This window comes from Pseudarthrobacter sp. Hb11 (assembly GCF_059383655.1).
This window is the reverse complement of the sequence record NZ_JBWZCM010000001.1, coordinates 294,761-308,506: the sequence shown is the minus strand read 5'-3', so window position 1 is coordinate 308,506 and position 13,746 is coordinate 294,761. Positions and strand designations below refer to the sequence as shown.

The following is a 13,746-nucleotide window of genomic DNA, read 5'->3' as shown; positions in this document are numbered from 1 at the left end:
TAAGGTTCAGGACCAGGCCGCTGCTGAACGGCGCACGGCGGCGGCCAACTGGTGGGCTTTCCCGGGTGTTCGTCCCTCCTCCGCACGCCGGGGAATGTAGCCAAATCCCAGGCCGTAGGCGGGGTCCGCGAAGCCAAGGGCGGCGTTGGCGCCCTCGTGTCCGAAAGCACGATGACTGCCAAAGTTCCTGGAGGGATGCGGCTTCATGAACACCACGGCAAAAGCGTTGTCCAGGCCGGAGGATCGGTCCAGTCCCCAGACCTGTTCCTGGGACATCAGCTCCACCGTTGCAGGACTCAGAAATGCCTTCGCGCCGTCGATCCCGGTGGTGGCTGCTGCGTAAAGCCTGGCCAAGCCCTCGGCGGAACCCACGCCGCCGGCCGCCGACATGCCTGCGCCGCGCACAGCCCGGATGTTCGGGAGCTCCATAATGGTGCTGACTGCCGCGTTGCTGTTCAGGCCGTCCAGGCTGAGCGGATCGAGCCAGGGCTGTTGCGGGTCAGTGGTATACAGGACATCCCGGTAGCGGGGCTCCAGCTCCTCCGGCAGGCCGAGGAAGAAGTCGATGTCCAATGCAGTCCGGATCCGCCGGTGGTACATCTCCTGCAGCGATTCTCCTGCCGTGCGGCGGCACAGCTCCTCCATGAGGATCCCGATGGTCAGGGCGTGGTAGCCAAACTGCCGCCCGGGCTGCCAAGCGGGCCGGGCAGAGGCCAGGCGGGCGGCAGCACCGGGAGTGGTGAACTCGTCCAGTGCAAAGCCGCCCTCCACGCCGGGAAGCCCCGCCTGATGGGACAAAGCCTCACGCACCAGCAGCCGGTCCTTGCCATGGACCGCGAATTCCGGCCAGTAGTGGGCAACTGTGGCGTCGAGGTCAATCAGTCCGTCCTGGACCAGGAGTGCCACCACCATGGCTGCCACTCCCTTGGAGCAGGAGTAGGCGCCGGTTATCGTCCGCTCATCCATGTCCGGTCCACCGGTGAGTCCCACCACCTGCTTCCCGTGATGGTAGGCGGCGAGCTGCGCACTGTAGTCCGGGTCCTCAACCAGGAACGATTCGAAGAGGTCCAGTACGTTTTCGTAGCCGGGCGCTACGTAACATTGAGATGTCTGCATCCGGCCAGTCTAGCTAGAAAGCGGTTTCCTTCAGCGCTGCGCTCCGTGTCCGGGGGCAACTTCTTCTCCCGGCTTCACAGGCCCCGGCGGGGTCCCGTCCCCGAAGGGCCGGCCACCCAAGGACTCACGCCCGTGGGCCTCGAGCCAACCGCCGAGCGCAGGGCCGGCGGGGACGATGCCGGTGGGATTGATGTCCTCGTGCACGATGTAGTAGTGCTGCTTGATCTGCACAAAATCGGTGGTGTCGCCGAAGCCGGGGGTCTGGAAGAGGTCGCGTGCGTAGCCCCAAAGGGCCGGCATCTCGCTCAGTTTCTGGCGGTTGCATTTGAAGTGGCCGTGGTAGACGGCGTCGAACCGCGCCAGGGTGGTGAACAGCCGTACGTCGGCTTCCGTGATGGTGTCGCCCACCAGGTATCGCTGCCGGGAGAGCCGCTCTTCCAGCCAGTCCATGGCGGCCCAGAGCCTGGCGTAGGCGGAATCGTAGGCTTCCTGCGAGCCAGCGAAGCCGCAGCGGTAGACCCCGTTGTTGACTTCCGTGAATACCCGCTTGTTGACCGCGTCGATCTCCTCCCGAAGGTGCTCGGGATATAGCTGGGGCGCGCCGGGGCGGTGGAACTTTGCCCATTCCGTGGAGAAGTCGAGGGTGATCTGCGGAAAGTTGTTGGTGACAACGGCGCCGGTGGCTACCTCGACGACCGCCGGTACGGTAATGCCCCGCGGGTAACCGGGGAAGCGCCTGAAGTAGGCCTCCTGGAGGCGCTCGATCCGCAGGACCGGATCAACGCCGTCGGGGTCCAGGTCAAATGTCCAGGACCGCGCGTCATGGGTCGGGCCGGGCTGGCCGAGGGAGATGGCGTCCTCGAGTCCCAGGAGGCGGCGGACAATAACCGTCCGGTTGGCCCAGGGGCACGCCCTGGCAGCGATGAGGCGGTAGCGTCCCGCCTCTGCGGGCCAACCTGGCTCCCCGTTGAGGCCCGGTCTCCCGTCTGAGGTAATCCGGTCCTCGATGTAATTCGTGTCGCGGTTGAACTCCGCTCCGCCCGTTACATAGGCGCCGCGGGTGCTGTGCTCAGTGGTGCTGGCGCTTGCCGTCTGGTGGGTGCTTTCCGTTTCCTGGCTCATGAATCCACCCTAATCGCCCGGAGGCAGGATCGCAGAGATGGGCTGCCACGCGACCAGCCAGGACCCCGCAACGAGGACCGTGAACAGGATAATCCAGACGCCCGAAGGAATAGCCGTCGCACGGTACAGCAGGTAGGCGTCCGAGCTGGCAAGCCGGTCCCTCCGCCGCAGGTGCACGTGGGTGAGCTTGATGAGGTCCCGGACAGCGCCCACCAGCAGCACCAGGCCCAGGATAACGGACACGTGGCCCACAAATCCGGCCTGCACCAGGAAAATGAGGGCTATGTTGCCGGCGATCGCGGCGGAGGTGATCAGGAAACCTGCGGGGTTGCGCAGGAACAGCAGTGTGGCTGCAAGGGCCGCCGTGCTGACCGCAAGGGCAGCCGGCCCCCAGCCGTTGAACCCGCACCACACAAACGCAGCGCCGACGACGGCAGGCACCGGATAGCCCCAGAAGCAGGACCACACGGTGGCAAGTTTGCTGCGGCTGTACGTGGTAGTGGTGCCTGAGTGGTCAAACCGAAGCCGTATTCCGGACAGCCGCTGGCCGCTCGTGACGGCCGCGACGGCGTGTCCCAGTTCGTGGGTGGCAGTTGCAAGCAGGCCAACGTACTTCCAGGACCGGCGGGGGATCGAGAGGGCAGTCACTATGCAGACCGCCAGCACCAGTTCAATGAACGTAATGACGGGAACCTCTGTGCGGCTGAAGGCACTGATGAACGTGTTCCAGGGGTTATCCGGGAGGTTCATCGAAAGGTGTCCGGGAATGAGTGGTCAATTTCAGCCATAAGCCCCTACGGTACTAGGGATGGGTGGACGCTGACGCGGCGCCGTGTGCCGCCCCATCCGAATGCAACAGGAAACACAGGAACAGAGGAAACGTGTCATATTTGAAGGAACGGCTGCAGGCCGACGTCGTCATCCATATGAAGGAGCGCAACAAGACTGCGCTGACCACCGTCCGGAACGTCCTGGGCGAGATTGAGACCCGTGAAAAGTCGGGTAAGACGCCCGTGCAGCTCGATGACGCGCAGGTGACGTCCCTGCTTCAGAAGGAAGCGGCGAAACGCCGGGACACGGCGGCCATTTATGCGGAAGCGGGGCAGCCGGACCGTGCGGCGGCGGAAATCGCCGAAGCGGAGGTCATCGAGTCCTACCTGCCCAAGCCCCTGTCCCTGGCGGAGGTTGAGGCAATTGTGGACGAGGTTGTCGAAGGGCTCCGCGCTGAGGGCCGGGAGCTGACGGTCCGGCAGATGGGCGAAGTGATGAAGCCCGTGACCGCGAAGGTTGCAGGGCGCTTTGACGGCAAGGAAGTGAGCCAGCTGGTCCGGCAAAAGCTCGCTTAAAGCCGAAAGGCACGTCCACCAATTGGCGGGCGTGCCTTTTGCTCAGTTGAGGGAGCGGCTGCTTGAGCCGTCCCGCCTGACTGCCTGATTAGCCTTCGCACTCTGTGCAGTAGGTGTGGCCGTCCTTCTGGCGCGCAATCTGCGAGCGGTGGCGGACCAGGAAGCAGGAGTAGCAGGTGAATTCGTCCTCTGCCTGCGGGATGACCTGCACCACGAGCTCCTCAGCGACAAACTCGCCGCCGGGTACGCCCGCGCCGTCGAGGCCGTCAGCTTCGTCCAGCTCCAGGACAACGCTGCGCGCGTCAGGAGCGTTAGCTGACTGGAGCTGCTCGAGAGAGTTGTCCTGCGATTCCTTGACGTCGGAACGCAGTTCATCGTAATCGGTTGCCAATTTAGGTGCTTCTCTTTTCTTTGGTTCGTCTGTCGCGTATGAAACGTACAGCATCATCCGGGTATTCCCCAATAGCGGGAGTATATTGACCGCCGTTTGGGTAGAGGTTAAACGAAGCGGCCTCAAGGTTCATCACCCTACTGTGGCTGCGCGGCCAAGGGAGGTCGCGGCGAACGCTGCGGTCTTTCGCACTATTCAAAGGGGTATATGTGGAGCAGCTCACTGCAGAGTTCGGAGGCGCCGGGCGGGCCGGCACGGGCGTTGGTCCGGTTCTGGATAAGTTCGAGTCAGTATCAAGGATAGTCGTCTTGCGGGGCGGCGGCCTCGGCGACCTGATTTTCGCCATTCCCGCCATTGCCGCTTTAAAAACGGCATACCCTGAGGCTTCCATCACACTTCTCGGCACTCCGGCGCACCGGGCTTTGATCGCTGCCACGAAGAGCCCAGTGGACGAGGTTCAGGTCCTGCCCTTTTCGGAAGGTGTCCGGCCAGGGGCGGAGAACGAGAATGAGCTGGACCGGTTTTTCGAGGAGATGCGGGCACGCCGCTTTGACCTCGCGGTTCAAATCCACGGCGGTGGGCGGTATTCCAACCCCTTCCTGCTCGGGCTGGGTGCCCGGCATACGGTGGGGACGCGCACGCCGGACGCGGCAAGCCTGGAACGGACAGTGCCGTACCTCTATTACCAGCACGAACCCCTGCGTGCGCTTGAGGTGGCCGGGTTCGCCGGCGCCTTCCCCGTTGATCTCGAGGCGCGGCTGGCGCCTGCAGAGGGACTGCGCGCCCCTGTCCAAACGGTCGACGACGGCGGCCAGCCTTTGGTGGTAATGCACCCCGGCGCTACGGATCCCCGCCGCCGTTGGCCGGTTGATCGGTTCGCTGAACTTGCTGTGGCATGCGCCGCGGACGGTTTCCAGGTGGTGGTAGTAGGGGACGGGAGCGAGAAGGAAATTGCCGACCGCATCGTCGAACTGGCCGCCTCAAGCCGTGTCCGGTCGCTGGCCGGCGAACTGGACATGGGAGGTTTGGTCGCGTTGCTGGCGAGTGCGGCGGTGGTAGTCGGCAATGACAGCGGTCCGCGGCATCTCGCGCAGGCACTCGGGGTTCCCACTGTGGGAATCTTCTGGGCCGGCAACGTCATCAATGCCGGTGCCTTGGGGCGGAGCCTGCACCGGATCCACGCCTCCTGGGTCACCGCCTGCGCCACCTGTGGCATAGATGTAACCCAGGTGGGCTGGACTGCCCCGCGCTGCGCCCACGACGACTCGATGGTGGCCGGCATTGAAGCGCGAGACGTACACGAGGATGTCCGAAGTCTCGCGGCCACAGAGCTGGTCAGGCAGCGCCCATGAGCGCCGCAGAAAGTGCGGCAGCACAGGAAGCCATGGAACTACACGATGGAAAACCTGAGCTCCTGGTGCTTCGGGCGTTAAAGCTCGGGGACCTGCTCGTCGCAGTACCGGCCCTGAAGGCGCTCCGGCGCACGTTCCCGGAACACCGGCTGCGGTACGCGGCGCAGGGCTGGCTTTCGGAGGCGCTGGGGCTCGTAGGTGGTTACGAACTTTTCCCTACACACGGTTTGGACGAACCCCTGGCAATGGAACCCGGCGTCGTGGATGTGGCAGTGAACCTGCACGGCAGCGGACCGGAAAGCCAGGGACGGATCGAGGCGTTGCAGGCCCGGCAGACCATAGGCCATCGGAGCCAGTACCGGGACGGACCGCCGTGGCGGAATGAACTGCACGAGAGGGAACGCTGGGCGAAGCTCCTGGAATGGCACGGCATCGAAGCGGACCCCTTGGATATCCAGCTGAACACTCCACACGTGCCCAGCCCCGTTCCAGGTGCCACCGTCCTGCACGTGGGGGCCGCCTACGGCAGCCGCCTGTGGCCCGCGGAGCGCTTTGCAGCGGTCGCCTCCGCCCTTGACCAGGCCGGGCACAATGTCGTCTTCACGGGCGGCAGCGGTGAAAGGGATCGGGCCCTGGATGTGTGCCGCCGATCGGGGCTGGCGGAGGACGCGGTTCTGGCGGGGAGGCTCGGCCTGGCTGAATTTGCCGCGACCATTGCCGCGGCCCGCCTGGTGATCTCGGCGGACACCGGAGCTGCGCATCTGGCGTCCGCGTACGGAACACCGTCGGTGGTGTTGTTCGGGCCGGCTCCCCCCGAGATCTGGGGTCCGCCCCCGGGTCCGCACGTTGTCCTGACCCGTGCTGAACTGCGGCGGGGCGACACCTTTGCTGTCGAGCCGGATCCCGCGCTCCTGGCGGTCACGGTGCAGGATGTTCTGGCTGCGGTGCGGGAACTGGGCGTGTTGTAGGGCAGGGTTGCAGTCCGGTGGCCGGCCCACTTTGGGGCTCTTGCCGGGGGCCCTGAAGTCCTAAGATTAGTCATGGGCGCTGAGCTGGAGATTACCTTGGTGTTAACAATGGCGTTCCTTTGGATCGCTGGCTCCCTCGCTATGCTGTCCGGCATAGACCGGCCGGAGAGGAAGGCCCGCCGCCAGGAGCGGAGGGCAGACCGGGCTGGAAGACGCCGGGTCAAGTACAGGCCGGTGGCACGCGGATCCCGGCTGACGGGACGCAGCAGGCAAGCGCGAACCCACAGGCTAAGGCCGCACTAGGCACGAACGCCACGGGAGCCTGTTCAGCCCACCTGGTCTGGTGGGGTAGCAGATGTGGGCCGGGCCGGTCCAGCAACAACCACTGAGTGGTGGTTGGGGCAGCCGGATTGGACCAGGGTTGCTATGGCCTGCGCAATCTTACGTCCGCCCTGCGATGACGGTTCGATGGGGTTGGCGTAGTCCCCGTCTTCACTGCAGATGAGGCGCAAATCGATCAGCGGTGTGCCGCTGGCAAAGGCTGCCCTTGTGATGGAGTCGTTGAAGAGGGACAGTGCAGCTTTAATGACCTTCTGGTTCGGTTCTGACGGGGGTGTGTCGTAAATGCTGCACACCGCCGTCGGAAGGCCCTGTGCCAGGACTGCGGGCAGCATGGCCCGGTAGTCGGCGTCGAACCTGTCCCTTCCGGCATCAAGGAGGAGCAGGGCTTCGGCAACTGAGCCCGGACGCTCCTGCAATAACGGCGCATAGCCCAGGGCGTCGTTTCCGCCGACGCTCACCACAAGGTGGGTGGCGTCGGCGGGGAGCGCGTGGAGTTGGCGGGCGACGCCGGTAATGACGTCCCCGTCGATGGCCAGCAGGGTGCATTTCCAGCCAGGCAGTTCCTGCCGCACTTGGCTGATGACGTCCGGACCACCGTCCACGTAGGCGGCATTGTCAAAGATGGAATCGCCAAGCAGGACGACGTGGCCCGGGCCCTGAGGGCTGACTCCGAAAATTTCCTCCATGAGGACATACTGCACTCCGGCGCCGATTGCGGCGAGGGGTGGAAGAGCGCCGGCAGGCTGATCGGGCGTGTGGGGCAGGAAACACGCGGTCGAAGCGCTGCTTAAAGAATTCCCAAAGGTCTCCAGATCACGCTGGTGCATCAGATGCTGAAGCCTGTCACAGGACAGTTGCATTGTCATTGGGAAGGAACGGCAGTGGCAGAACACTTTCCGCCCGCGGAGCCAGGGATTGAAGTCCGAGCCGGGCGTCCGGTCCTGGTGGTGCTTGCGGCGAGATACAGATACCTCCAGGCTGATTCCACCGCCCGGCTGCAGTCCGCATCCGCACACATTGCCCGGGAGTTGCTTGACCGCAGTACGGGTGTGTCAGGTTGTGTAGTTCTGTCCACCTGTAACCGGTTCGAAATCTACTGTGAGATTGCCGGCGCCAGTGACCTGCCGACGGCGTGTTCAGAGGTACTGCGTACCATCGGCCAGTGCTCCGGACTTCCACTGCCGGACCTACGGGCACTGTTCGAATACCACTCCGGTCCCGCAGTAGCGGAGCATCTCTTTGCTGTCGGTTGCGGCCTTGCTTCCCTCGTGGTGGGTGAGCGCCACATCATCGGCCAGGTTCGTCGTGCCCTTGCCGAGGCGCAGGCGTCGGGCACGGCGACGGGTCGGCTCAGCCGCCTGTTTCAAAGCGCGTCCCGGACAGCAAAGGACGTAGGAGCCAGGACGCGGATCAGCACCGCCGGCAGGTCGGTAGCTTCGGTGGCACTCGACCTGGCCGTCTCCCGGTTGGCTCCGGCGAAACTTTCAGACCTGTCCGTGGTCCTTATTGGCAGCGGGTCCTATGCCGCTTGCGTCATGGAACTGCTGGGCAGGGGACAGGGCACGGCCGTTGGGGTCTATTCTCCCTCGGGCAGGGCGGAGGCATTCGCGGCTACCCGCGCGGCAAGGGCACTCACTTCGGAAGAGCTGCAGGGAGCCATCAGCGGGGCTGACATTCTTATCGGTTGCAGCGGCACTGGGACCCGCATTGGCACATCGATGATGGCATCGAGGCAGTCTGTGTCCGGCAGGCTTATTGTTTTGGATCTTGCTCCCAACCGCGACTTCGACCCCGAAGTAGCTGACCTGCGGGGCGTTGAGTTGCTAACCTTGGAGACCGTGCGCCAGGCGGCTCCACCCGCGGATGCCGAGGAGCTGCACTTCGCTTGGAGTCTGGTTCGGCAGGCAGCTCGCCGCTTTGACGAACAGGAGTCGGTCCGCGCAGTCGACACCGCTATCGTGGCCCTGCGCAACCACCTCAATGATGTCCTGGACCGGGAGATGGAACGGGTCAAAAGGCAGAACGGGGACGGCGTTCCAGCCGAGGAAACGGCCTCGGCCCTGCGGCGGGTTGTACGGCAATTGCTCCACGGGCCCACGATCCGCGCCAGGGAACTGGCTGCGGCGGGTCGTGGGGATGAGTACACGGCAGCTTTGGAGGCCCTGTTCGGCATCAGCGTGGAGGTTCCCGGCAGGGACGGGCTTCTCCGTGAATGCGTCTGAACCCGCGGCGCAGAAACCCCCACTCAGTCCGCGCTTCGTACCCTGCTCTTCGCCATTCTGACGTTGTCTGATTGCTCCTAGTCGCCACCCGCACTCATGCGTAGAATCCACAGTGTCCCTACCCGGATAAACCGCGCTGAGGCATTGCTGGGGTGCAATGGCCAGGAATGACAAGCGGTCAGCTGAAGCAACGATGCGCCTGATCGCAGAATCAGGAGCGTGTGATGAAAACAGTTCGAAATGTCGCAGTCGGGGCGGCCCTGGCGGCGGCCGTGGCAGGTGGCGGCATGTATCTCGCCATGGCGGTTCCGGACGGAGCATCGACCTCAACGTCGCTGTCCTCCTCCGATCGAAAAGGGTCCCATCGGGCCAACGGGATCACGGAGGAGCTTCTGACGGGTGACACGGCCGCCCGCGTGGAAGCGGCCGCGAAGGCCGCGAATCCAGGGGCGACTGTCCTCCGCGTCGAAACCGATGCAGATGGTGCGGCCTACGAAGCGCATATCCGGAAAGCGGACGGAACGCCAGTGACCGTGAAGTTTGATTCGTCTTTCAACATCACAAGTACTGAAGCAGGCAAGAGGCACTAGGGACAGGCACTGTCCATAATTTGCAGTCGCAAGAAAGCCCCGGGAAATCAAGTGATTTTCCAGGGCTTCCTTATGCGCCGAGGACGGAGACCGCCCGGCAGGAAGCCATCCTTGAATAGCGGAAGTGCCCCTGTACGCTCCGCTGCCTGAGAAATACCGCATAACAATCTGGTGAACCGAAACGCCCCACCGCGCGTCGTAGAGATGACAGGAGAAGACTGCGCAGGCGGGGAGTGCACGAAGAGGAAGACCGGGGTCAATAATGCGCTCGACTATCACAGTGCCGCCGAACTACCTGGAACGGCCCATTTCCGAAAAGTCCAGCCGCAAACAGGTCACGGCACTCGTTGCCGTGGCCGTCGCTGTTTGGGGCCTCACGGTCTACCTTTCCACCCTTATGGACGTCGCCAGCCCGGTACGTTTTGTTGCTCTGGCGGCGCATATCCTGTCCATGGTGGCAGCTTTCGGGGCGGTGCTGCTGGTGGATTGGCATGGGTTTCTGTGGCTTTTGGGACGCCGGGCGCTGAGCGAAACCGTTCGACTCGACGGCGCAGCGACCCCGCTGATCTGGGGCGGATTGGCCGGAATGATGGTCACAGGCATCTTCCTGGAGCCCAACCTCGCCTCGCCCCTCACGATGGCCAAGCTCTTTGCTGTGCTGGTGCTGACGCTGAATGGCCTGATGCTGATACCGCTTATGCGCCGGCTGGTCAGGCTGTCACCCATCACGCCGTTCAGCGGGCTGCCCATGGGCCAACGCATACATCTGATGCTTGGTGCAGCTATTTCGCAAGCCGCATGGTGGACCGCGATCATCGTCGGCTTCATCAACGCCGCAACGTAGGAGTGCAGCCCACTGGGGTCAAGGTCCAATAAGCAAGAGCAAGCAGCAGGTGGCCGGTGCTGGTCCAGCCGTCCGTCGCCGGGGATCGCCAACACAAAAAAGCCCCGGAAAATCATGGATTTTCCGGGGCTTCCGTTTGTGCGCGGAGGGGGACTTGAACCCCCACCCCCTTTCGAGGACTAGCACCTCAAGCTAGCGCGTCTGCCATTCCGCCACCCGCGCAGGTGGTATTTCGGGGACCGTTTCCGCCTTTCAGCGTTTCGCGTTTCTCCGAAGCAGCGAGAAAAACTCTAACACGAACTTTCCCGAAACATCGAATCGGGCCAAATGGGTAGGCTGAGGGCAGCAATCAAGCCCTGCAAGCAGTCATTCCCAATGAGGAGCCCTCCATGCCTGATGTCCTGCCCGAGGATGAAGTTGTCCGTATCTGCCAGGAACTCATTCGGATCGATACCTCGAATTTCGGTGACGGGTCCGGGCCGGGGGAGCGGGCCGCGGCTGAATACGCTGCAGGGCTCATCGAGGAAGTGGGCCTGGAGGCCGAAATTCTCGAGTCAGCACCAGGGCGGGCGAACGTAATTACGCGGATGGCCGGCGAGGATCCTTCCGCCAGCGCCCTGGTGGTGCACGGCCACCTTGACGTGGTTCCCGCCCTCAAGGACCAGTGGTCCGTGGACCCGTTCGGAGCGGAACTGAAGGACGGGCTTATCTGGGGCCGCGGCGCCGTCGACATGAAAGACATGGACGCCATGATCCTCGCCGTCCTGCGAAGCTTTGCCCGCACGGGTAAAAAGCCCAAGCGGGACATCATTTTCGCCTTCTTTGCGGACGAAGAGGCCGGCGGGGCGTACGGTGCCCGCTACGCCGTGGACAAGCGTCCGGAGCTCTTTGAGGGCGCAACCGAAGCCATCTCCGAAGTGGGCGGGTTCTCGGCGACCATCGGCGGGCAGCGCACCTATCTGCTGCAGACTGCCGAGAAGGGCATCTCCTGGCTCCGCCTCGTGGCCCATGGCAGGGCCGGCCACGGCTCCCAAATCAACACCGACAACGCGGTGACCCGCCTCGCGGCGGCCGTGACCCGTATCGGTGAATACAAGTGGCCCATCGAACTGACGCCCACCACCAGGCAGTTCCTGGACGGAGTGACGGAACTAACCGGCGTGGAGTTCGACGCCGACAATCCCGATCTCCTGCTGAACCAGCTGGGCACGGTGGCCCGGTTCGTCGGCGCAACCCTTCAGAACACCACCAACCCCACGCTCGTGAAGGGTGGCTACAAGCACAACGTCATCCCCGAATCAGCAGAGGCGCTCATCGACTGCCGCACGTTGCCCGGGCAGGAGGAGCACGTCCTGGAAATCGTCAAGGAGCTGGCCGGAACCGGGGTGGACGTCAGTTATGTGCACAACGACGTGTCCCTTGAGGTTCCCTTTGCCGGCAACCTGGTGGATTCCATGATCGACGCCCTGCACTCCGAGGACCCCGGCGCCAAGGTGCTGCCTTACACGCTCTCCGGCGGCACGGACAACAAGTCGCTCAGCAGGCTGGGCATCACCGGTTACGGATTTGCCCCGCTGATGCTGCCGGACGAGCTGGACTTCACCGGCATGTTCCACGGGGTGGACGAGCGCGTCCCGGCCGATTCCCTCAAGTTCGGCGCCAGGGTGCTCAACACCCTGCTCACCAACTACTGAGCAGGCGGCCATGACACCGGAAGAAGTGCTGCCGGACGCCCTCCTGGAGCGGATCCGCAGCCGAGCGGCCGGATACGACAGGGACAACGCGTTCTTCTGCGAGGACCTGCAGGAACTCACCGAGGCGGGGTACCTGAAGCTTTTTGTCCCCGCGGCCGACGGCGGGAAGGGACTTGGGCTCGAAGCGGCGGCGCAGTGCCAGCGGAGGCTGGCAACGGCTGCCCCCGCCACCGCTCTGGCGGTCAACATGCACCTGGTGTGGACCGGCGTCGCGCAGGTCCTTCAGGCAAGAGGGGACGATTCCCTGGACTTTGTCCTAAAGGAAGCCGCCCAGGGCGAAATCTTCGCTTTCGGCAACTCCGAGGCAGGAAACGATGCGGTGCTCTTCGACTCCCGCACCGTGGCAGAGCCACAGCCCGGCGGCTACACCTTCACGGGCACGAAGATTTTCACCAGCCTGTCGCCGGCGTGGACCCGGCTGGGGATCTTCGGCAAGGATTCGTCGGCCCAGGACGGTGAAGGCGAACTCGTCCACGGCTTCATCACACGGGAGACACCCGGCTACCGTGTCCTCGACGACTGGGACACCCTGGGCATGCGTGCCAGCCAGTCCAACACCACCGTCCTAAAGGGCGTTTACGTCCCCGAAAACCGGATCTTCCGCAAGCTCCCCGTAGGGCCCAACCGCGATCCTTTGATTTTCGCCATTTTCGCGTGCTTCGAGACGCTGCTGGCCGCCGTCTACACCGGCGTGGGGGAGCGGGCGCTGGCAGTCGGGGTGGAAACCGTGAAGCGCCGGACGTCCTTCAAGAACGGAGGACGGAGCTACGCACAGGACCCGGACATCCGCTGGAAGGTCGCGGAAGCCGCGATGGCCATGGACAACCTGTACCCGCAGCTGGCCTCCGTAACTGCCGACGTCGATGCCCTCGCAGATCACGGTCCGCAGTGGTTCCCCAAACTCGTAGGCCTGAAAGTCAACTCCACTGAGACCGCGCGCCGCGTTGTTGACCTGGCCATCCGGGTCAGCGGCGGATCAAGCTATTTCCGTGGTTCCGAACTGGAACGGCTCTACCGGGACGTTCTGGCCGGCATGTTCCATCCGTCCGACGACGAATCCGCCCACAACACCGTGGCCACCGCCTGGCTGGGGCCGCTTGAGGACTAGGACTGGACGGTCCGCTGGACCCTTCGCTCTAGACGGTCCGCTGGACCTGCATCACCCTGCGGCGGAGCCAGAACCGCCTGCCGCCACCGACATACAGCTTGCTGCGCTGCAGCTCCCACTTGCCGTACTCGGAGTGTTCCACAAGGCGGCGCCTGGCCTCGTGCAGTGAATCGACAGGGCTGACCGTCAGTACAAGGTACTCGTACTGCTTCGCATAATCCCGTTCCCGCTGGACCGAGCTGGTGAGAAATTGTTCCTTCATTTGCTCTCCATTTTCGTCCTTTTCCGGCTAACGTGAAGGCATGAGCATCGATCCGCGTGTCGCGCTTCAGTCCTTGGCCACCGCTTTGGAAGAACACCTTATAGCAGCATCGAACCGCCGCGGAGATGGGGACCCCTCCGTGGAGGCGGCGTTTTTCGCAGTCGCCGATGCTTTTGAAGTCTATGAGGACGCACTCTACGAGGCCTATAACGAGGTCACGCCGCTTCAGGTCTTTGATGACGAGGACGACGAGGAAGAGGAAAGCGACGTGGATGACGAGGACCTTGAGATCGTCGAGGACCGGAACGTCTGACAGGCAGCGGCACCGC

Annotated in this window: 15 protein-coding genes and 1 tRNA gene; 9 read left to right on the top strand and 7 right to left on the bottom strand. The window is 63.8% G+C overall.

From position 1 onward, the window contains the following. Positions 1–6: 6 nt before the first annotated feature. Genes AC50X7_RS01515 through AC50X7_RS01505 form a run of 3 tightly spaced genes read right to left on the bottom strand, consistent with a single transcriptional unit; the run spans position 7 to position 2,988 of the window. The gene (locus AC50X7_RS01515; protein WP_494977439.1) at positions 7–1,116 is read right to left on the bottom strand and encodes a serine hydrolase domain-containing protein; all 1,110 of its coding nucleotides are present in this window, start codon (positions 1,114–1,116) and stop codon (positions 7–9) included. A 30-nt stretch (positions 1,117–1,146) separates the two neighbouring features. Then, on the bottom strand, positions 1,147–2,238 hold the full coding sequence (locus AC50X7_RS01510; protein WP_494977438.1) for a glutathione S-transferase family protein: 1,092 nt from the start codon (positions 2,236–2,238) through the stop codon (positions 1,147–1,149). Between the two features lie 9 nt (positions 2,239–2,247). Then, entirely contained in the window at positions 2,248–2,988 is a 741-nt protein-coding gene (locus AC50X7_RS01505) for a M50 family metallopeptidase (RefSeq protein ID WP_494977437.1), read from the bottom strand. A gap of 131 nt (positions 2,989–3,119) precedes the next feature. On the opposite strand from AC50X7_RS01505, the gene AC50X7_RS01500 reads away from it, so the two are divergent. Further along, the gene (locus AC50X7_RS01500) at positions 3,120–3,584 is read left to right on the top strand and encodes a GatB/YqeY domain-containing protein (protein ID WP_494977436.1); all 465 of its coding nucleotides are present in this window, start codon (positions 3,120–3,122) and stop codon (positions 3,582–3,584) included. A gap of 88 nt (positions 3,585–3,672) precedes the next feature. On the opposite strand, the gene AC50X7_RS01495 is transcribed toward AC50X7_RS01500, so the two are convergent. Next, complete coding sequence (locus tag AC50X7_RS01495; RefSeq protein WP_104043953.1) at positions 3,673–3,975, bottom strand: DUF4193 domain-containing protein; 303 nt, start codon at positions 3,973–3,975, stop codon at positions 3,673–3,675. A 209-nt stretch (positions 3,976–4,184) separates the two neighbouring features. Here AC50X7_RS01495 and AC50X7_RS01490 point away from each other — a divergent pair, with 209 nt between their 5' ends. Together AC50X7_RS01490 and AC50X7_RS01485 are read left to right on the top strand one after the other, a co-directional pair. After that, positions 4,185–5,327, top strand: a complete 1,143-nt coding sequence (locus tag AC50X7_RS01490; protein WP_494977435.1) for a glycosyltransferase family 9 protein — start codon at positions 4,185–4,187, stop codon at positions 5,325–5,327. After that, complete coding sequence (locus AC50X7_RS01485; RefSeq protein WP_494977434.1) at positions 5,324–6,295, top strand: glycosyltransferase family 9 protein; 972 nt, start codon at positions 5,324–5,326, stop codon at positions 6,293–6,295. Before AC50X7_RS01490 ends, AC50X7_RS01485 begins: the two co-directional genes overlap by 4 nt. Before the next feature lie 326 nt (positions 6,296–6,621). Here the strand turns inward: AC50X7_RS01485 and AC50X7_RS01480 are convergent, their stop codons facing one another. Next, positions 6,622–7,323: an SGNH/GDSL hydrolase family protein gene (locus AC50X7_RS01480; protein ID WP_494977433.1), complete on the bottom strand. Its 702-nt coding sequence runs from the start codon at positions 7,321–7,323 to the stop codon at positions 6,622–6,624. A 195-nt stretch (positions 7,324–7,518) separates the two neighbouring features. Between AC50X7_RS01480 and AC50X7_RS01475 the strand changes: the two genes are divergently transcribed. The 3 genes from AC50X7_RS01475 (at position 7,519) to AC50X7_RS01465 (ending at position 10,293) form a co-directional block, all read left to right on the top strand. Beyond that, entirely contained in the window at positions 7,519–8,859 is a 1,341-nt protein-coding gene (locus tag AC50X7_RS01475) for a glutamyl-tRNA reductase (protein ID WP_494977432.1), read from the top strand. A gap of 224 nt (positions 8,860–9,083) precedes the next feature. Then, a complete protein-coding gene (locus tag AC50X7_RS01470) occupies positions 9,084–9,449 on the top strand; it encodes a hypothetical protein (protein WP_494977431.1) in 366 nt (121 codons plus the stop codon). Between the two features lie 262 nt (positions 9,450–9,711). Next, complete coding sequence (locus AC50X7_RS01465) at positions 9,712–10,293, top strand: hypothetical protein (RefSeq protein ID WP_494977430.1); 582 nt, start codon at positions 9,712–9,714, stop codon at positions 10,291–10,293. Positions 10,294–10,432: 139 nt separating this feature from the next. Here the strand turns inward: AC50X7_RS01465 and AC50X7_RS01460 are convergent. After that, a tRNA-Leu gene (locus tag AC50X7_RS01460) sits at positions 10,433–10,515 on the bottom strand. 167 nt (positions 10,516–10,682) lie between these two features. Between AC50X7_RS01460 and AC50X7_RS01455 the strand changes: the two genes are divergently transcribed. Both AC50X7_RS01455 and AC50X7_RS01450 read left to right on the top strand, forming a co-directional pair. After that, on the top strand, positions 10,683–11,987 hold the full coding sequence (locus AC50X7_RS01455; protein WP_494977429.1) for a M20/M25/M40 family metallo-hydrolase: 1,305 nt from the start codon (positions 10,683–10,685) through the stop codon (positions 11,985–11,987). A gap of 10 nt (positions 11,988–11,997) precedes the next feature. After that, positions 11,998–13,155, top strand: coding sequence for an acyl-CoA dehydrogenase family protein (locus tag AC50X7_RS01450; RefSeq protein WP_494977428.1), 1,158 nt, complete (start codon positions 11,998–12,000; stop codon positions 13,153–13,155). 28 nt (positions 13,156–13,183) lie between these two features. On the opposite strand, the gene AC50X7_RS01445 is transcribed toward AC50X7_RS01450, so the two are convergent. Continuing rightward, complete coding sequence (locus AC50X7_RS01445) at positions 13,184–13,417, bottom strand: DUF5703 family protein (protein WP_104043961.1); 234 nt, start codon at positions 13,415–13,417, stop codon at positions 13,184–13,186. A 40-nt stretch (positions 13,418–13,457) separates the two neighbouring features. On the opposite strand from AC50X7_RS01445, the gene AC50X7_RS01440 reads away from it, so the two are divergent. Next, positions 13,458–13,730, top strand: a complete 273-nt coding sequence (locus AC50X7_RS01440) for a hypothetical protein (RefSeq protein ID WP_494977427.1) — start codon at positions 13,458–13,460, stop codon at positions 13,728–13,730. The last annotated feature ends 16 nt before the right edge of the window (positions 13,731–13,746 follow it).